This is a genomic window from Thermomonas sp. (assembly GCF_019104945.1).
Taxonomy (GTDB): Bacteria; Pseudomonadota; Gammaproteobacteria; order Xanthomonadales; family Xanthomonadaceae; genus Thermomonas.
On sequence record NZ_JAHRWW010000011.1, the window covers coordinates 63,001 to 82,153 of the forward strand.

The 19,153-nt window shown below is 61.8% G+C and carries 12 protein-coding genes; 4 read left to right on the plus strand and 8 right to left on the minus strand.

Annotation, left to right across the window (positions count from 1 at the left end; translation table 11 throughout):
- The 8 genes from KUL77_RS03135 to KUL77_RS03170 all read right to left on the minus strand — a co-directional run bounded on the left by KUL77_RS03135 (position 1) and on the right by KUL77_RS03170 (position 14,303).
- Positions 1-1,803 (minus strand): monovalent cation:proton antiporter-2 (CPA2) family protein, encoded by a 1,803-nt coding sequence (locus KUL77_RS03135; RefSeq protein WP_297143504.1) that lies wholly within the window; start codon positions 1,801-1,803, stop codon positions 1-3.
- Positions 1,804-1,834: 31 nt separating this feature from the next.
- Positions 1,835-2,500, minus strand: coding sequence for a DUF4124 domain-containing protein (locus KUL77_RS03140; protein WP_297143507.1), 666 nt, complete (start codon positions 2,498-2,500; stop codon positions 1,835-1,837).
- An 83-nt stretch (positions 2,501-2,583) separates the two neighbouring features.
- Entirely contained in the window at positions 2,584-4,062 is a 1,479-nt protein-coding gene (locus KUL77_RS03145; RefSeq protein ID WP_297143510.1) for an FAD-dependent oxidoreductase, read from the minus strand.
- Positions 4,062-8,525 carry a glutamate synthase large subunit gene (gene gltB, locus KUL77_RS03150; protein ID WP_297143513.1) on the minus strand — a complete coding sequence of 1,488 codons (4,464 nt, stop codon included), beginning with the start codon at positions 8,523-8,525 and terminating at the stop codon, positions 4,062-4,064. Before gltB ends, KUL77_RS03145 begins: the two co-directional genes overlap by 1 nt.
- 123 nt (positions 8,526-8,648) lie before the next feature.
- The gene (locus tag KUL77_RS03155) at positions 8,649-9,209 is read right to left on the minus strand and encodes a Sua5/YciO/YrdC/YwlC family protein (protein ID WP_297143516.1); all 561 of its coding nucleotides are present in this window, start codon (positions 9,207-9,209) and stop codon (positions 8,649-8,651) included.
- 2 nt (positions 9,210-9,211) lie between these two features.
- Complete coding sequence (locus KUL77_RS03160; RefSeq protein WP_297143519.1) at positions 9,212-11,731, minus strand: DNA topoisomerase I; 2,520 nt, start codon at positions 11,729-11,731, stop codon at positions 9,212-9,214.
- 161 nt (positions 11,732-11,892) lie between these two features.
- Positions 11,893-13,032 carry a DNA-processing protein DprA gene (gene dprA / locus KUL77_RS03165; protein WP_297143522.1) on the minus strand — a complete coding sequence of 380 codons (1,140 nt, stop codon included), beginning with the start codon at positions 13,030-13,032 and terminating at the stop codon, positions 11,893-11,895.
- Between the two features lie 77 nt (positions 13,033-13,109).
- Positions 13,110-14,303 carry a LysM peptidoglycan-binding domain-containing protein gene (locus KUL77_RS03170; protein ID WP_297143525.1) on the minus strand — a complete coding sequence of 398 codons (1,194 nt, stop codon included), beginning with the start codon at positions 14,301-14,303 and terminating at the stop codon, positions 13,110-13,112.
- Positions 14,304-14,458: 155 nt separating this feature from the next.
- Here KUL77_RS03170 and def point away from each other — a divergent pair, with 155 nt between their 5' ends.
- From def to KUL77_RS03190, 4 genes are read left to right on the plus strand one after another with little or no spacing between them, the layout of a single operon-like run.
- A complete protein-coding gene (gene def, locus KUL77_RS03175; protein ID WP_297143529.1) occupies positions 14,459-14,968 on the plus strand; it encodes a peptide deformylase in 510 nt (169 codons plus the stop codon).
- 6 nt (positions 14,969-14,974) lie between these two features.
- Positions 14,975-15,892, plus strand: coding sequence for a methionyl-tRNA formyltransferase (gene fmt / locus KUL77_RS03180; RefSeq protein ID WP_297143531.1), 918 nt, complete (start codon positions 14,975-14,977; stop codon positions 15,890-15,892).
- Positions 15,889-17,184, plus strand: a complete 1,296-nt coding sequence (gene rsmB, locus KUL77_RS03185; protein ID WP_297143533.1) for a 16S rRNA (cytosine(967)-C(5))-methyltransferase RsmB — start codon at positions 15,889-15,891, stop codon at positions 17,182-17,184. The genes fmt and rsmB overlap by 4 nt, the downstream gene beginning before the upstream one ends.
- Positions 17,185-17,242: 58 nt before the next feature.
- Complete coding sequence (locus KUL77_RS03190) at positions 17,243-19,153, plus strand: LTA synthase family protein (RefSeq protein WP_297143536.1); 1,911 nt, start codon at positions 17,243-17,245, stop codon at positions 19,151-19,153.

Consider the following 19,153-nt stretch of genomic DNA (forward strand, 5'->3'; position numbering starts at 1 on the left):
TCAAGCGCTCGGTGCCCCTGGTACCTGGCGCTTGTCTTGTGTGGCGTCTGCCTCAAACAGGGTATCCAACTCGCGCCGCGCATCGCGGGTGGCTTGCAGCAAGGCATCCTCATCGTCTTGCAGCATCCGCTGCGATTCAAGCAAGGCTTCGTCCCATTCACGAAATCGCTTGGCATGCTCTTCTGCTTGGGCGCGTTCCATTCCCAATGCAATCAACACTTCGCGCCCCATTTCAAGACTGCTGCCATAGGTTTCACGCAGCGCCGTAGCGCCTAGGTCCACCAATTGCCACGCATGCTGGCGATCACGCGCGCGCGCAAATACACGCGCCTGTGGATAGTGTTTACGCACCAAACGCACCATCCGCAGACTGGCTTCCACACCGTTGATGGCCACGACAAATACTTTGACCCGCGCCGCTCCAGCCGAGCGCAACAGGGCCATTCGCGTTGGATCACCGTAATAGATTTGATCGGTGCTCATTCGTCGCGACAGGTTGACCTGCTCGATATCGGGGTCGATCGCGATATACGGAACCCCTTGCGCGCGCAGCAAACGCGCCACGATCTGGCCAAAGCGACCAAACCCCGCGACCAATACCTGCGGGTGGCGGTCATCGGTAATTTTGTCGTAGTTCGGCGTTTGCTTGACATCTTTTCGTGGAAATAGCTTTCCGGCCAGCATCAATAAGATGGGCGTCAGTGCCATGGATAAACCCACAATCGCAATCAAGCGATCCCGGGTTGCGGCATTGATCAAATGCACCCTAGCGGCTTCACCAAACACCACGAATGAAAACTCGCCGCCCAGCGCCAGCACGCCAGAAAGCAAGAACGCGCTACGCGCCACCAGCTTGCCCGGCCGCAAGCCAAGTACAAACAGCACCGCCGTTTTAACCAGCATCAACACGGCAACGCCGCCCACGATCAGCAGCGGTTCGCGCAGCACCCGCTGCACGTCGATGCCCATACCCACGGCCATAAAGAACAGCCCTAGCAGCAGGCCTTCAAACGGTTTGATCTGCGCCTCAAGCTCATGCCGGTATTCGGATTCGGCCAACAGCACCCCCGCTAGAAACGCACCAAGACCCGCGCTCAACCCCACTTGCTGCATCATCCACGCGCTGCCTAAGACCACCAGCAGGGCGGCACCGGTAAACACTTCGGGCAAATCGGTGCGGGCGATGGCGCGGAACAAATGCCGCAGCACGTAGCGACCGCCGATCACTAAAATGGCGATGGCCAGCACCGCCTGAATCACTTCATCCCAACCCAGCCCTACGTTTTTAGCTTTGCCCAGCAGCGGAATCGCCGCCAGCAGGGGAATTGCTGCGAGGTCTTGAAACAGCAAAATAGCGAACGCCAAACGCCCATGATCGGCCGCTAATTCTTTGCGCTCGGCCAGCAGTTGCAGGCCCACTGCGGTGGACGATAGGGCCAACCCAAGCCCCACTACGATCGACGCTTTGGCACCTAGGCCCGTCGCCAACGCCGCCGCGCCCAGAATCGCTCCCGACAGCACAACCTGCAGGCCGCCGGTCACGAAAATTTGCCGGCGCATGACTTTCAAACGCGGTAGCGAAAGCTCTAAACCAATGACAAACAACAGCATGACCACGCCAATTTCACTGGCCGCCAGCACCTTGCTTGGATCGCGCACCAGCGCCAGTTCGTGCGGCCCCAGCAGCACGCCAGCAGTTAGGTAGGCGAGGATGGCACCAAAGCCAAAGCGTTTGAACAGCGGCACCGCCAGTACGGCGGCCAACAGAAACACCAACGCCAGTTCTAGACCGCCACTATCCATTTGCGCTCATCACTTCGACCCAGCCATCAGCTTAAGGCAGCTTGCCTGAAGTTTTCTTGTCCGTAACGTCTTTCGTGGCTTCAATTGCGCAGCGGCTATGTTGAATTTCTTCGGCAATACGATCACGCGCCTGCTGGCGCTCGTGCCGTTGTGCTTCGTTGGTGTAGCGCAGCTTGAACTCTGCTTCATCGAGGCGGCGGTACCACGCGTCGCATAACTGGCTTTCTGGGATCGCCGTGCACTGATCGTGTTTCACTTCACAAGCACTGGCATTTACTGCTGACGTCCCGCCATTAATGCCGCGCAGCGGTAACGGCATGCAGCGCGGCGGCGGCGCGTCGGTCTCACCGTAATAAGTATCGCCCTGCCATGTGCTGCACTGATACAGCGCAGGCGGCAACGGCCGACCGGCGGCTTCTGCTATCGGTTTACGCACCGGCTTAGGCCCGCCTACTTGAATAAATTCACCGTACTGCGGCGGCGCTGCGGGTGCTTCGACAGGCTTAGGCTTGGCGGTCGGTACGGGTATGGTTTTTACTTCCCCTACGCGCCGGATTTCTTGCTTCATCCCAGCGGCGCAAGGTTTATCGTTTTGCATGGTGACATGGCCACTGGCGTCGGTGCACTTAAAGAACACCACCTCCTGCGCCAGCGCAGGACACGCCAGTAGCCCCCATAGCAGCCAACACCATCGCATTTCGACACCCTCATCCAGCAACGCGCACAGCTCACATACTGCGCTCTACTGTGCCTAGGGTAACGCGTCTCCTGCGGTCGCCGTTATTCCGTGCTCAATCGCGCCGAAAACGCCTTGATCCCACGCAGCGCGCGCGCGATGCTGACGGCGGCGTCGCGGCCTTCCTGCACTGCAGTTACCACCAAGTCCGCACCGCGCACGCAGTCGCCACCGGCGAAGAGTTTTTCATGATGGGTTTGATAGGGCAGGCGGCCATTGCCTCCCACCACCACCCGGCCATTGCTCTGCAGCTGCACTCCCAACGCCTCTAACCAGGTCGGTGCTTGCGGGTTAAAGCCGAACGCGATGATAACGACATCGGCTTCCAGCTCCGATTCGCTGCCTGCAATCGCCACTGCATTGCGGCGGCCATTGGCATCGGGTGCGCCCAGCTGAGTTTCAACCAATTTCACTGCGCGCACGCCTGAATCATCACCCAAGATTTCCAACGGTTGGCGATTGAATAGGAACTGCACGCCTTCCTCGCGTGCATTGCCAACCTCGCGCGCCGAGCCCGGCATATTGGCTTCGTCACGACGATAAGCGCAGGTCACTTTCGCTGCGCCTAGGCGAATGGCACTGCGCACGCAGTCCATGCCGGTATCGCCACCGCCCAATACCACTACCTGTTTACCGCGCAAATCGGGCAGTTCCAGATGGTCTTCCCAGCCGGCGATCGGTTGCCCTTGCGGATCGCGGCCAGTCACGATGCGCCCGTTCTGCACCAGGAACGGCAGAGCAGGTAGCACGCCGCGCTGGTCTTGACCAGGCAGGCCGCCATCGGTGTAACGGTATGCACCGAACCCGGCAAAGACTGCATCGAATTCGACGAGCAATTGCTCAATCGACACGTCACGCCCCACATCCACACCCAGTCGAAACTCCACGCCCATGCCTTCTAACACTGCGCGGCGGGTGGCGATGACCGATTTGTCGAGCTTGAAGCTGGGGATGCCGAACTGCAGCAGGCCACCGATTTGTTCGTAGCGATCAAACACCACGGCGGCGATGCCGCTGCGTGCGAGGCGATCGGCGCAGGCCAACCCCGCAGGCCCGGCACCGATTACCGCGACGCGCTTGCCAGTAGGCTGCACCTTCGACAAGTCCGGCCGCCAGCCTTGGGCGAAGGCGGTGTCGGTGATGTATTTCTCCACCGCGCCAATGGTCACCGCACCGAAGTCTTCGTTGAGCGTGCAGGCACCTTCGCACAGGCGGTCTTGCGGGCAGACTCGGCCGCACATTTCCGGCAGCGGATTGGTTTCATGGCACAGCTCCGCCGCTTCGATCACCCGCCCCTGCTGCACCAGCTCCAGCCAATTGGGAATGTAGTTGTGCACCGGGCAGCCGGTTTGGCAGTACGGGTTGCCGCAGTCCAAACAGCGCCCGGCCTGATGCTTCGCCTCGGCTTCAGCAAAGCGGCCGTAGAGCTCGTCGAAGCTGCCTGCGGTGCGCTGCGCCAGCGACACCTTGGTGGGCATTTCACGTGCGCTGTCGAGGTATTGGAACAAATTCTTCTTGCTCATTACGCCGCCCTCTTCAGCTCATAGACCAAGGCTTCCAGACTTGCCGCCTTGGGTTTCACCAACCAAAATTTGCCGACGAAATCGCGGAAGTTGTCGCGAATTTGCGCGCTCCACGCGCTGCCTGTGAGCCGCGCGTGCGCGTCAATCAAATCGGTTAAATGCTGGCGGTAACCGTCCAAGCCTTCTGCAGTGATGCGTGCAATGTCGATCAATTCGTGGTTGTAGTGGTCAACAAAATCCCGTTCCATATCCAGCACATAAGCGAGGCCGCCCGTGAAGCCCGCACCGAAGTTGAGGCCGATGCGCCCCAACACCACCACCGCGCCGCCGGTCATGTATTCGCAGCAGTGATCGCCCGCGCCTTCGATCACCGCCGTCGCGCCGGAGTTGCGCACGCCAAAGCGTTCCCCGGCGCGGCCTGCGGCGTATAGCTCGCCGCCGGTGGCGCCATACAAACAGGTGTTGCCAAGGATCGGCGCATTCTGTGAAGCAAAGCGACTGCCTGCGGGCGGTTGCAGCACGATGCGCCCCCCGGCCATGCCCTTGCCGACGTAGTCGTTAGCCTCGCCGGTGAGGTGCAGCTGCAGCCCACCGGCGTTGAACGCGCCGAAACTCTGCCCGGCACTGCCGCGCAAGCGCACGTCGATGGGGTGTTCACTCATGCCGACATTGCCGTGCACACGCGCGATCTGCCCCGACAAGCGGGTGCCAATGCTGCGGTCGGTGTTATGGATCACGCCCTCGAACGTGCCGCCCTTGTCGGCCAAAATAACCGCGCCCAGCGCGGCATCTAACTGCGCGGCGAGGCCATCCGGCGGTGCTTGCAGCGCCGGAGTGCCGCAATAGCTGCGTGCACTGGCATCGTCCTGCGCGAGCAGGCGCGAGAGATCGACATCGACATCCTCGCGCGTCGCACGCAGGGTTTGTTCCAATAACTCCGTGCGCCCCACCGCTTCATCCAATGTGCGCAAGCCAAGCTGGGCGAGATACTCGCGCACGTCTTCGGCGATATTGCGGAAAAAGCATTCCACCCGCTCCGGCATACCTTTAAACGCGTTGCGGCGCAGGCGCTCGTCTTGAGTGGCCATGCCAGTGGCGCAATTATTGAGGTGGCAAATGCGCAGGTATTTGCAGCCCAGCACGATCATCGGCGCGGTGCCGAAGCCGAAGCTATCTGCACCCAGCAGCGCCGCCTTGATCACATCCAATCCGGTCTTTAAGCCGCCGTCGGTTTGCAGCAGCACGCGCCCACGCAGATCGTTGGCTTGCAGCGCCTGCCGCGCCTCAGCAAGGCCTAACTCCCACGGCACACCGGCATAGCGGATCGAGCCGATCGGGCTGGCACCGGTGCCACCGTCGTGACCCGAGATGGTGATGAGATCTGCGCCAGTTTTGGCCACGCCCGCCGCAATCGTCCCCACACCCGCATGGCTCACCAGCTTCACCGAGATCAGTGCATCGGGGTTCACTTGGCGCAGGTCAAAAATCAGCTGGGCCAAATCTTCAATGGAATAAATATCATGATGTGGCGGTGGCGAAATTAGGCCGATACCGGGCTTGGCGTAGCGCAACCGCGCAATCATCGGGTTGACCTTGCTGCCCGGCAGCTGGCCGCCCTCGCCGGGCTTGGCCCCCTGCGCCAGCTTGATCTGCAGCACTTCCGCGCTATTCAAATACTCAGGGGTGACGCCAAAGCGGCCTGAGGCAACCTGCTTGATCTTGCTGCGCTTGTCGGTGCCGTAACGTGCCGGGTCTTCGCCGCCTTCACCGGAATTGCTACGCCCGCCAAGGCGATTCATGGCAATGGCGAGCGCTTCGTGTGCTTCCGGCGATAGCGCACCGAGACTCATCGCCGCGCTATCGAAGCGGCGCACGATGGAGGCCACCGATTCCACCTCTTCTAGTGGGATGGGCGCGGCCGCTGGCTTGATCGATAACAGATCGCGTAGTGCGGCGGCGGGGCGCAGGTTGACGTGGTCGGTGTACACCCTCCAATCCGCACGCTCGCCAGTGAGCACTGCGCGCTGCAGCGACTGCACCACCTCGGGGTTGTACTGGTGGTATTCGGCACCGTTGACGTAGTGGTGCAACCCGCCCATTTCCTGCACCGCCGTGTCGTCCCACGCCTGCTCGGCCAGCTGCCAAGCATCGGCTTCCAGCCGTGCAAAACCTGCGCCACCAATCCGCGACGGCGTCCCGGCAAAGCAGCGCGCTACCACGTCATGATCCAAACCGACAATTTCAAACAACCCAGCGCCGCGATAGCTGGCCACGCTGCCAATGCCCATCTTCGACAAAATTTTGAGCAGGCCTTTTTTGATCCCGCGCCGGTAGCTGCGCCCGATCTGCACCGGCTCGCCGTTGGTCTTACCGCCCAAAATGCCGTGCCGCCCCAGCGCATGCAGGGTTTGATAGGCCAGATACGGATACACCGCCGTTGCGCCGAAGCCAATCAAACAAGCGAAGTGGTGCGGGTCACGCACGGTGCCGGTTTCAATCACAAGATTGACCGCGCAGCGCAGCCCCGTTTTCAGCAGATGCTGATGCACCGCACCGGTGGCCAGTAGCGCATGCACCGCCGCCGTACCGGGGCGTGGATAGCGGTCACTCAGCAGCAATAGCTCGACGCCGTTACGCACCGCCTGCTCGGCCTCGCCGCAGATGCGCTCCAGCGCCTGCTCCAGCGATTCGTCCGGGCCATGGTAGAGATCAATCAACACATTGGCATCGTGCAGACGCTCACTGGCCAAGAGCTGGCGCAGTTTGCGCTGCGACAGCACCGGCGAGTTCAGCAGCACATGGTCCACATTGCTGGGGCCGTCGTAAAAGAGATTGCCCTCGCGCCCGATCTGGGTGGACAACGTCATCACGCAAGCTTCGCGCAGCGGGTCGATGGGCGGGTTGGTGACCTGCGCAAATGCTTGCCGGAAACAATCGTACAGCGGGCGCACACGCTGGCTGATCGCGGCCATGGGGATGTCATCGCCCATCGAGCCGATGGCTTCTTGCTCCAGTTCCGCCAACGGCCGCAGCACGCGCTCCTGCTCGTCGCGGGTGAGCTGGAAGCGCCGCTGAAAGCCCAGCAAGACTTCGTCACTGAAAGGCTCCTCGCACAGCGCCGGGTCGATCAACTCGGTGTGCAGATAGGTCATGCCCTGCTTGAGCCATTGCTTGTACGGTGCGCGCGTGCGGTTGAGCGCATCGATCGCGTCGCTATCGAGCAAGCGTTCGCCCACAAGATCGACCGCGATCATTTCGCCGGGGCCGAGCTTACCCTTGGCCACCACGCGCTCCGGTGCGACGTCGAGTACGCCCGCTTCCGATGCGATGATGAACACGTCTTCGTCGGTGAGCGTCCAACGCGCCGGGCGCAGGCCGTTGCGGTCCAGCGTGCAGGCCGCATGCTTGCCATCGCAGGTGACCACACCCGCCGGGCCGTCCCACGGCTCGGAGTTGATCGCGTAGTACTCATAAAACGCAGCGAGATCGGTGTCTTTGTATTCCAGTGATTGCGTGGCGGGCGGCATCAAAATGCGCATCGCCTTGGGTAGGTCCATGCCGCCTAACAGCAGCCATTCCAGCGCGTTGTCCAGCGATTGTGAATCGCTGCCGTGCATCGACACCACTTCATCGAATTCGGACACATCGAGCAGTTCGGACCGCCACACGTTCTTGCGCGCCTGCGCCCAGCGGCGGTTGCCCTCGATGCTATTGATCTCACCGTTATGCGCCAGCCGCCGAAACGGATGCGCCAGCGGCCAGCGCGGCTGGGTATTGGTGGAAAAGCGCTGGTGAAACACCACCACGCGCGCGGCGAGTTCGGTGCGGGCCAGATCCGGAAACAGCTGCGCTAAATACTTCGGTAGCACCATACCCTTGTAGGCCAGCAGCCGCGCCGACAGGCTCGGCACATAGAACTCGGGCTGTGTGTGCAGCGCCTGTTCGGCCTGCTTGCGGGCAAGAAACAGCGCACGTTCGAACGCATCGACGTTCTCTTCTCCTGCTTCGCTCTCAACAAAAATTTGTTCGACGCGCGGCATGCTGGCCTGCGCCAATTGCCCGCACACCGATGGCTCCACCGGCACCACGCGCCATCCTGCTACGCGTAGCCCAGCACGCGCTAACGCTTGCTCCAGCACGGTGCGACAGTGCGTTGCTGCATCGGCGGCCTGCGGCAGAAAGATCATGCCCGCCGCCGCCAATTTCCCGTTTAACGCCACGCCCGCCTCACTGGCCAGCGTGCGTATAAACCCGTCTGCGCCGTGGATCAACACCCCACAGCCATCACCCGACAAGCCATCGGCCGCCACCCCGCCGCGATGCGCCATACGCGACAGCGCGGTTAGCGCGTCATCCATCATTTTTCTTGAAGGCGCCCCTTTGACTTGGGCGATCAGGCCAAAACCACAGGCATCATGTTCACTTGCAGGGTCGTGTAATCCCCGCGTTGGGCTAGGCCGCATCGTCGTGATCCGTGTCAAAAGAGAAGGGAACACTGCGTGGCGTTCACTCCCCCGCTTGACGCAGTGCACAAATTGAATTAATCACACTTTGTGCAACGCAGCAATAGGTTTTTGAAAATTTTTTTAGCGCAGCGTCTTCCCGCTCAGCGCATCGCGAATCGTACTGGGTTGCTGGCGACCTAAGGTCTCTCCGGCTGTCACGACATCCACCCCTGCCACGATGCGTGGATCGAGTTCAGCGCGCGTGCGCGGCGAAGGTTCGCCGCCGATATTGGCACTGGTGGATACCAGCGCACCGCCAAAGCCATCGCACAGCGCAATGACCTGCGGGTGCGCGGTGACGCGCACGGCGATACTGGTGTGCGCGCCGCTGATCCAGCGCGGTGCGGCTTCGGCCGCAGGAACGACCCACGTATTCGGCCCCGGCCAACTGGCGTGGACTTCGGCCAGTCGTTCGGCGGTGAGTGCGGCGGTGTCGATGAAGGGGGTAAGCTGCGCCTCGGTGGAGGCGATCAGAATGAGCCCCTTGGCCACATCGCGCTGTTTGAGCGCCAGCAGACGCAGCACTGCCGCTTCATTCCAAGGATCGCACCCTAAGCCCCACACACCTTCGGTGGGATAGGCGATCAGGCCGCCACGGCGCAACGCAGCAAGTGCTTCCGCTAGCGTGTCGTGCTCAGTCATGCTTAGAACGGTGCGTCCTCACGTGTGGCTTTTTTGACGGCGGCTTTCTTAACAGCAGCCTTCTTTGCAACGGTCTTCTTCGCAGGTGCTTTCTTCGTCGCGGCCTTTTTGGCCACCGTTTTCTTCGCCACTTTTTCGGCTGGCGCTTTCTTCACTGCAGCCTTCTTGGCCGGGGCTTTCTTGGCCGCCTTCTTCGCACCAAACCCCTTACGCGCGGGCTTACCGGTGGTCTCCAGCAGCTGCAGCGCTTCCTCTAGGCTCAGCGATGCAGGCTCGCGATCTTTCGGAATTTTACCGTTGAGTTTGCCGTCAGACAGATACGGGCCAAAGCGCCCATTGAGCACCTGCACATCGTGCCCCGCCCATTCCTTGATGATGCGGTTGCGCGCGATTTCTTCTTTTTCTTCGATCAAAAAAATCGCCCGTGCCAGCTCGATGGTGTACGGATCGTCTTCTTTTTTCAGCGAGGCATAGGTGCTGCCGCGCTTGGCAAACGGGCCAAAGCGGCCAATGCCCACGCTAATCGCCTCGCCATTACTATCGGCGCCCAATTGCCGTGGCATCTCAAATAATTTCAGCGCTTCGGGAAGGCTGATGCTGTAGATGCTCTGCCCCGGGCGCAACGAAGCAAAACGCGGTTTTTCTTCGTCTTCCACCGTGCCAATTTGCACCAGCGGGCCGAACCGGCCAATGCGCGCGCTCACCGGCCGCCCACTGTCCGGGTCATTACCCAGCACGCGCACGCTGCCCGCATCGGCCTTATCCAGCGATTCTTTTTTATCGTCCACCAGTTCTTTGAACGGCCCCCAGAATTTCTCCATCAAGGGAACCCAATTTTCTTCGCCACGACTTACCGCATCTAGCTCATCTTCGAGATTCGCGGTGAAGTCGTAATCCACATACTTGGTGAAGTGGTTCGACAAAAACTTGCTCACCGCGCGGCCAATATCGGTGGGCTTAAACGCACGCCCTTCCAGCAGCGCGTACTGTTTGCCGAGCAGGGTTTGGATGATCGCCGCATAGGTGGAGGGCCGGCCGATACCGAATTCCTCCAGCGCCTTCACTAACGAAGCTTCGGTGAAGCGCGGTGGCGGTTGGGTGAAGTGCTGATCGGCGTGGATGCGATCCAGCGGCACGTTATCACCCAGCTTCATGACCGGCAGCTTACGGCCTTCATCGTCGTCGTCTTTGCCCTTGCTGTCTTTGCCTTCTTCGTACACAGCCAGAAAGCCAGGTACCACCACCGTGGTGCCACTGGCGCGGAACGCGTGCGCGCTGCCTGCCGCCAATTCCACCGACACTGTATTGAGCGTGGCGGGGATCATCTGGCAGGCCACGGTCCGCTTCCAAATCAACTCGTAGAGCTTGCGCTCGTCGTCGCTCAAAAAGCGCGCTACTTGGCCGGGCGTGCGCAGCGCTGAGGTTGGACGCACGGCTTCGTGCGCTTCCTGCGCGTTCTTGGATTTGGTTTGGTAGAAGTTGGGCTTGTCCGGTAGCGACGCCGTACCGAAATCACGCGCGATCACATCACGCAGTTCGGCCAGCGCGTCTTGCGACAGGTTCACCGAGTCGGTACGCATATAGCTGATCAGGCCTACCGTGCCTTCGTCGCCAATCGCCACGCCCTCGTAGAGCTTCTGCGCCACCTGCATGGTTTTACGGGTGGTGAAGCCCAGCTTGCGCGCGGCTTCTTGCTGCAGAGTGGAAGTGGTGAACGGCGGCGCTGGGCGGCGCTTGCGCTCTTTGCTGGTGACGTCGGTGACGTGCAGCTTGCCCGCCGCAGCCTGCTGGATGCGCAGTCGCGCGGCCTCGGCACTTGCGCCATCGGTGAGGCTAAATTCCAACTTCCCGGTATCGGTAGAAAATTTCTGCCCATCCAATTTGATGAGCTTGGCAGAGAACGCCTGCGACGGATGCGCGCACTCGGCTTCGATCGTCCAATATTCATGCGCCTTGAACGCTTCGATTTCTTCTTCGCGCTCCACGATCATGCGCAGCGCCGGGCTTTGCACGCGGCCTGCCGACAGGCCCGCTTTAATCTTGCGCCACAGCACCGGCGATAGGTTGAAGCCCACCAGGTAATCCAGCGCGCGGCGCGCCTGCTGCGCATCGACCAGATCCGATGCGATCGCGCGCGGCTGAGCCATCGCTTCTTTGATCGCGCGCGGGGTAATTTCGGTGAACACCACGCGCTGCAGCGAACGCCCTTCCAACAGCTTGCGCTCTTTCAGGATCTCCGCGATATGCCAGCTGATCGCCTCGCCCTCACGATCCGGGTCGGTGGCCAGATATAAATGCTCGGCGGCTTTCGCAGCTTTGGCAATCGCATCTACATGACGCTCATTTTTCTCGATGGTTTCATAGCGCATCGCGAAATGATTATTCGGATCCACCGCGCCTTCTTTCGGCACCAAATCGCGCACATGGCCATAGCTGGCGAGAACGGTGAAGTCCTTGCCGAGGTATTTGTTGATCGTCTTGGCCTTGGCGGGCGATTCGACGATAAGCAGATTTTTAGCCATGACAGCGCAGGTTCCAGTAAGACGGTGAAGGTAGCGTGAGGGCCACCAAAGAAGCCAACGCCCAGAGCAAAAGCCCCGGGCGCTTATTTATAGTGGAATCATGGAACGGGGCCTGCTGTCAAGCACAACGTGCAATTTCAGCATCAACGCCGCGCCGTCGCCTAGCCACCAAGCCTGCTATAGCGGCCGTGCGCCGGGGCGACTTTGCCCTCCAGTTCCAATGTGAGCAGCATGGACGAGACCTCCGCTGCGGTCAAACCTGTGCGCGCTACCAGTTCATCCATACTGCTGGGGTCGTGCCCCAGTGCCTGCCATAGAACCGCATGCGCTGGATCGTCCTGAAGCCACGCCTGCGGCGGTGTTGCCTTGCCGCAAGGCGCGCCTTCCAAAGCCGCCAGCGTGCCGCGCAGTGCGCTTGCCAGCGCCTGTACCTGCGGCGCGAGTGCCTCCACTACCTCCTGTGGCTGCTCCACCAAACACGCCCCTTCACGCAGCAGACGGTGACAACCGCGCGCCATCGGGTTGTGGATCGAGCCCGGCAATGCGAACACCTCACGCCCCGCATCGGCCGCTAAACGCGCGGTAATCAATGCGCCCGACTGCTGCGCCGCCTCCACCACCAATGTGGCAAGGCTTAGCCCGGCGAGGATGCGGTTGCGGCTAGGAAAAAACTGCTTCAGCGGGCGCGTTCCGGGTGGATGCTCGGAGACCACCGCCCCATGCTGCGCAATTTGCGCGTGCAACAGCCGGTTGCGCGCCGGATACACCACGTCTGGCCCAGCCCCAATCACCGCGACGGTTGCGCCACCCGCATCCAACGTGGCCGCGTGCGCGGCGGCATCGACCCCGGCCGCCAAACCGCTGGCAATGCAAAACCCCGCCTGCGCCAGTGCTTCAGAAAATTGCGCGGCATTGGCGCAGCCGCCCGGTGTGGCCGAACGACTGCCCACCACCGCCACCGAGGGCCGCCATAGCAGAGCAGGGTCGCCTGCAATGAATAACATCACCGGCGGCGCGGCAATCCGGCGCAGCAGCGGCGGGTAGCTGTCTTCGCGCCAGCCGATCAGGTGATGGTTAGCATCCTCCAGCCAGCACAGCCCCTGCGCCAGCGCCGCCGCTTCGGGCTGCTGCACGCGGCGACAGGCCTCTGCACTTAGCCCGTGGCTGGCCCAGTCGCGCTGGCCTGCCGCACAGGCGGCATCGGCACTGCCGTGGCTATCGAGCAGCCTCCGCAAAAGTGACGCGGGTGCACCGCTATGCAGCAGGCGCAGAAGGGATTCTTGTTCAGAAGAAACTGGCATGCCGCCAGCATGATCCAGAAACAACAACGGCACCCTCAGGTGCCGTTGCGTTCATGCGTCAGAAAACGCCGTATGCCTCAGTAGGGCGCATCCGGGTGCTTCAGCTCGTAGCCCACCAGTGCGGGCTTCACGCTGCTCATTACCAGCGCATAGCTGACGTTATTGAAGGTGCGGAACACCATCGCATGGCCAGCGAACTCATCCGGCAGGCGCACTTTATTTTCGTGCAGGGTCAGGCTTTCATCCTTATCCAAACCACCCTTGACGTGATCCACCGTTGAGTCGCCGCGCTTCCAGATGGAGAACACGGTGCCATTGTCGATGCCTTCGCGCGCGCCGCCGGAAATGGCGATGACGTTATGCGTGCCCGCGCTCTTGTAGCCATCGGACACCGCCATGATCGTCAAGCGGCCGTACTTGGCCTGCTGTTTCGGCGGATGCGGGAAGAATTGTAAGTCGTAGGTCTGCGCTTCCACCGGCAGCAGGCGGTCGCCTACGCGCACGTCGCGGCCTTCCGCGTCCAGCAGCAGGGTGCTGGCCTGAATACCCGCCACTTCGCCACGGGTTATCGTGCCGGTGGTTTGGGTCATCAGTTCATAACCCAGAATCTCGTTATTTTTGCTCGGAAATACGACATTGCTCCACAGAGTGCCGTCGTCCGGGCCGCGCTTGCCGCGTGCGTCGAGATCATCGCTTTGGAACAGGTCGCAGCACAGCCCGGCGCGCTCCACCATGCGGTAGCGCTTCTCAGCGCGCACCACGATGTAACGCTGCCCAGGGGTCACACCCTCTAAGCCACGCACATAGGCCACTTGGCCGCGCGTTGCGCGCAAACGGTTATCTTCCAGCCCGACGACGTAGGGCAGGTCGTCGATGCTATCGACGATCCGCGTATCTTTCAGGAACGGCTCTACTTCTTTCAGCGGCACTGCGTTGATGGGGCTCGCGTTATTGCGATCGCCCTGTTGCACCGCGACGCGATCCAAATGCCCCAAACTGAGTACATCGCCCGGATAGATCCAGTGCGGGTTCTTGATCTGCGGGTTGGCCTGCCAGATTTCCGGCCACAGCCACGGCTTCTTCAAGAATTTTGCAGAAATATCCCACAGCGTATCGCCACGCTTGACCACGTAGGTCGAGGGGTGATCGCCGCGCATTTCCACTGCGGCCGCGTATGTTGCGACCGTCAGCAGGGCTGCGGCGAGCATGACGCGCAGCCCGCGCGGACGCGCTGCGGTAGCCCGCGTTTGCTTGGAAACTTGTTCAAGCATGATTGCTATCTCCCCACCCTATATGGCAAAAATCCCCTGTGACTTGCGCAATATAGCCCACAACCCGTAGGGGCTGGCAAGCATTTGTGCAGCTTGACCGAGGTACAATTCCCTGCATCTGGCCTCCCAAGGCCGTTTGGCTTCCGGATTTTGCCATGGCTCTGCTTCCTATTCTTGAATTTCCTGACCCGCGTCTGCGCACCAAGGCGGCCGATGTTGACCCGGCCGACCTTGCCACACCCGCGTTTCAGACCCTCATCGACGACATGTTCCACACCATGTACGAAGCCCCTGGCATTGGCCTTGCCGCCAGCCAAGTGGACGTACACAAGCGCTTTATGGTGATTGACGTAACTGAGGAGCATAGTCGGCCACTGGTGTTCGTCAATCCGGTGATTACCGCTCGCGACGGCGAACAGGTGTATCAGGAGGGCTGCCTCTCCGTGCCCGGTATTTATGCCGACGTGACCCGCAGCAATACCATTACGGTGGAAGCGCTGGACCGCCACGGACAGCCATTCAAAATGGATGCCGATGGCCTGCTGGCCGTGTGTATCCAGCACGAGATGGATCATCTTTTGGGCAAGCTGTTTGTGGATTATTTAAGCCCACTCAAGCGCGAAATGGTGCGCAAGAAACTGCTGAAAGCCAAGCGCGCGGCCTAAACTTCGATGCGCATCGTTTTTGCTGGCACCCCCGAGTTCGCCGTCCCCTGCCTACGCGCCGCCTGCGCCAAGGCCGAGGTGGTGGGCGTGTATACCCAGCCCGACCGCCCGGCCGGGCGCGGACGCGGGCTGACGCCTTCGCCGGTCAAGCTAGAGGCGGTGCAGCGCGGCATTCCGGTGTTTCAGCCGGAAAACTTCCGCAGCGCTGAATCCAAGGCGGCATTACGTGCGCTGAAACCGGATTTGATGGTGGTGGTGGCCTATGGCCTGCTGCTGCCGCAGTCGGTGCTGGACATCCCCGAACACGGTTGCTGGAACGTGCACGCCTCGCTGCTGCCGCGCTGGCGCGGCGCGGCACCGATCCAGCGCGCGATCGAAGCTGGCGACCGCGAAACCGGGGTCTGCCTGATGCAGATGGAAAAAGGCCTCGACACCGGCCCGGTACTGCTGGCGCAGTCGCTGGCCATTGGCCCTGAGGACACCGGCGGTGTGCTGCACGACAAGCTCTCGGAACTCGGCGCGCAAGTGCTGGCCGACGGGCTGGGCCTGTTGCGCGCCACCGTGCACCTGCCGCCACACCCTCAGCCCAGCGAAGGCGTGACGTATGCGCATAAGCTGGACAAGGCCGAAGCCAAGCTCGACTGGTCGCTGCCTGCGCCGCAGCTGGCCAACAAGGTGCGCGCCTTTCACCCTTGGCCGGTGGCCGAGGCCATGCTGGCCGGTGAGCGCGTGCGTATCCACGCCGCTCGTGCCTTAGATGAATCCCACAGCGCCGCGCTCGGTAGCGTGCTGCGCGCTGGCCGCGACGGTATCGATATCGCCTGTGGGCAGGGCGTGCTGCGCCTCGTGCAGTTGCAGCGCGAGGGCGGCAAGCCGATCAGCGCGCAGGATTACCGCAACGCCCGCCGCGACCTTCTGGCATGACCACGGGCAACAGCTCCGGCGTCACCACCCGCGTGATCGCCGCGCGTACCCTCGATGACGTGCTGCATCGTGGCCGCTCGCTGAAAGCCGCGCTTGGGCAAGCCCTGCCCACCCTGCCCGATAGCCGCGACCGCGCCTTGGTCGAAGCCATTGTTTTGACCGCACTACGCCAGCGTGCGCGCTTCAATCGCGCACTCGACACCTGGCTCAGCAAGCCGCTGGGCCAACGCGATGGCGACTTGCGCGCCCTGCTGCTGGCGGGTTTTGCGCAGCTGGAACTAGGTCTTCCCGCCCACGCGGCGTTGTCGGAAACCGTGGAGGCTGCGCGCGCCATCAAACGCACGCATCAAGCTGGCATGGTCAATGCCCTGCTGCGCCGCGCCCAGCGCGAGGGTGTGCCACCTGCTAGCGCCAAGGCCGCATGGCCCGCGTGGCTCGCGCAGCAGATCGAGCGCGACTGGCCACAGCAGGCCGAAGCCATTTTCACCGCCAGCGCGCAAACGCCGCCGATGTGGCTGCGCGTCAACCCGCGTTGGATCCAGCGCAGCGACTACCTAGCCCTGCTGCACGGTGCAGACATCGCCGCAGAGACTGACCCCTCGCTAGCCGACGCACTGTGCCTGCATCAACCCGTACCGACCCAACAACTGCCCGGCTTTGATGCGGGGCTGGTGTCGGTGCAAGACGCTGCCGCGCAGGCGGTAGCCGACGCCTTCACGCTCGCTCCCGGCGCACGCATCCTTGACGCCTGCGCCGCACCCGGTGGCAAGGCTGCACATCTGGCCGAACGCTTCCCCCACGCCGCGATCACCGCGCTCGACGTGGATGCGCGCCGCGTGCGCCGTATGCAGGACAGCTTCACCCGTCTGCGCTTGGAGATTGACGCCCGCTGCGCCGACGCCACCACACCCAATGCATGGTGGGATGGGACGCCCTTCGACGCCCTCTTGATCGACGCCCCCTGCAGCGCTACCGGCATCGTGCGCCGCCAGCCCGACGTGCTGCTGCACCGGCGCGAAGACGACATCACCGCGCTCACCATCACTCAAGCGCAACTGCTCGACACACTCTGGCCACTGCTCGCCCCCGGCGGCACGCTGGTGTATGCCACGTGCTCCATCTTGCATGCGGAAAACAGGGCGCAGATCGAAGCCTTCTTGGCACGCACACCCGAGGCGCTACTTTCACCGCTCGATGCCCGCTTCGGCCACAACACCGGCTTTGGCCACCAGCGTTTACCGGGTGAAGACGGCCGCGACGGGTTTTTCTATGCCCGTTTAAGGAAGCGGTAACGCCTTGCCCGTATGATGCGCAGCTAAACCGACTTCACACCCCGAGGCACTTCACTCCATGCTGCGGCTCACGCTTCGCTTCCTGCTTGCCTCATTACTGCTACTCACCTTAAGCCGCCTCGGCTTTAGCCTATGGCAATGGCCACGCGTGCAGGCCGCAGGCGGGCTATGGCCGGTGCTGCTGGGTGGCTGGCGCATCGACTTAAGCCTGCTCGCCATCCTCAGTGCATGGCCGCTACTGCTCTCGCCTTGGCTGGGGCATCGCCCTCTGGCGACCCGCATCGCGTCCTATTGGTTCCGTTTCTGGTGGCTGATCTTGGTGCTGATGGAAGTGGCCACGCCACAATTCATCATCGAATACGACGCCCGCCCGAACCGGATGTTCGTGGAATACCTCAACCACCCGCACGAAGTTGCAGCCATGCTCTGGCATGGCTACAAAATCGTACTCGCCGCGGGCAGTGTGGCCATCGGCCTTCTGGGCTGGCTGGGCTGGACGCTGTTCAACGCTGAGCGCCAAGATCAACGCATCGGCATGCTGTGGCGGTTGCCGCTCACAATCGTCATTTTCCTAGCCGCCTTTCTTGCCGGGCGCGGCACGCTGGCGCACCGTCCGCTCAACGCCGCCATGGTGGCGGTAGGCAATGACGGCATGGTCAACCAACTGCCGCTCAACTCGCTCTACACACTCGCCGACGCCATCCATCGCATGCAGGACGAGCGCTCCTCCGCTGCGCTCTACGGCACGATGCCTGAAGCACAGATGCAGGCATTGGTGCGCCACGCCGCCGGGCTAGAAGGCGCACCGTTAGACCCCAACCTACCCAGCCTGCACACGCAAACCGCCAGCGCGTACCCAGCGCAGCCACTCAATCTTGTCATCATCGTGGAAGAAAGCCTCGGTGCGCAGTACGTTGGCAGCCTTGGTGGACGCGGGCTCACCCCGCAGCTCGACGCGCTGGCCAGCGGCGGCTGGTGGTTCGAACGCGTGTATGCCACCGGCACACGCTCGGTACGCGGGCTTGAAGCCATCAGTACCGGATTTTTGCCCACACCTGCCGAAGCCGTACTCAAACTACCGCGCAGCCAGCAAGGATTTTTCACACTGGCCGAATTACTGGGCCGCAAGGGTTATCACTCACGCTTCGTGTATGGCGGCGAAGCGCATTTTGACAATATGAAGGGCTTCTTTCTCGGCAACGGTTTTGATGAAGTCATCGACCTACCGAAGTTCCAAACCAAGCCAGGCTTTATCGGCTCGTGGGGCGCTTCCGACGAAGACATGTTCAACGAGCTGCACGCCCGCCTGATGCAGGGCGGTACGCAGCCAACGTTTACCATGGCGTTTAGCGTGTCTAACCATACCCCGTGGGAATATCCGCAAGGCCGCATTCAAGCGCAGGGCGAAGCGGCTAGCGTGGATAACACCGTGCGCTACGCCGACTGGGCTATTGGTGAATTCTTCAAGCGCGCCAAGCAGTCGCCTTACTGGCGCAATACCGTGTTTATGGTGGTGGCCGATCACGATGCCCGCGTCACCGGCGCCAGCTTGATCCCCGTGCAACATTTTCATATTCCCGCACTGATCTTGGGCGAAGGCATTACGCCGCGCCGCGACAACCGCTTAGTGAGCCAAATCGACCTCGCCCCCACCTTGCTTTCGGTGCTGGGCACCAATAGCACGCACCCCATGCTGGGCAGCGATCTCACCCAGCGCAGCCCCAACCGCGCCATCATGCAATACGGCGATACCTTTGGTTATTTGCAAGGCGATCAACTGTTGATTCTGCAACCGCATACGCCCGCAAAAGAGTTTTTATACGACCGTGGCCACGAAACACTGACGCCCACCGCACGCAATCCCGCACTCGCAGAGCTGGCACTTGCGCACGCGCTGTGGCCCAGCTGGGCGTATTTGAACGAGCGCTATCGCTTGCCCCCATCAGCCACCGCACGGAAGCAACACTAA

What these genes read in the sequence shown, in the direction of transcription:
- def (WP_297143529.1), top strand. Translation starts at nt 14,459, where the DNA reads ATGGCTCTGCTTCCTATTCTTGAATTTCCTGACCCGCGTCTGCGCACC.
- KUL77_RS03140 (WP_297143507.1), bottom strand. Translation starts at nt 2,500, where the DNA reads ATGCGATGGTGTTGGCTGCTATGGGGGCTACTGGCGTGTCCTGCGCTG.
- fmt (WP_297143531.1), top strand. Translation starts at nt 14,975, where the DNA reads ATGCGCATCGTTTTTGCTGGCACCCCCGAGTTCGCCGTCCCCTGCCTA.
- KUL77_RS03155 (WP_297143516.1), bottom strand. Translation starts at nt 9,209, where the DNA reads ATGACTGAGCACGACACGCTAGCGGAAGCACTTGCTGCGTTGCGCCGT.
- gltB (WP_297143513.1), bottom strand. Translation starts at nt 8,525, where the DNA reads ATGCGGCCTAGCCCAACGCGGGGATTACACGACCCTGCAAGTGAACAT.
- KUL77_RS03190 (WP_297143536.1), top strand. Translation starts at nt 17,243, where the DNA reads ATGCTGCGGCTCACGCTTCGCTTCCTGCTTGCCTCATTACTGCTACTC.
- KUL77_RS03135 (WP_297143504.1), bottom strand. Translation starts at nt 1,803, where the DNA reads ATGGATAGTGGCGGTCTAGAACTGGCGTTGGTGTTTCTGTTGGCCGCC.
- rsmB (WP_297143533.1), top strand. Translation starts at nt 15,889, where the DNA reads ATGACCACGGGCAACAGCTCCGGCGTCACCACCCGCGTGATCGCCGCG.
- dprA (WP_297143522.1), bottom strand. Translation starts at nt 13,032, where the DNA reads ATGCCAGTTTCTTCTGAACAAGAATCCCTTCTGCGCCTGCTGCATAGC.
- KUL77_RS03170 (WP_297143525.1), bottom strand. Translation starts at nt 14,303, where the DNA reads ATGCTTGAACAAGTTTCCAAGCAAACGCGGGCTACCGCAGCGCGTCCG.
- KUL77_RS03145 (WP_297143510.1), bottom strand. Translation starts at nt 4,062, where the DNA reads ATGAGCAAGAAGAATTTGTTCCAATACCTCGACAGCGCACGTGAAATG.
- KUL77_RS03160 (WP_297143519.1), bottom strand. Translation starts at nt 11,731, where the DNA reads ATGGCTAAAAATCTGCTTATCGTCGAATCGCCCGCCAAGGCCAAGACG.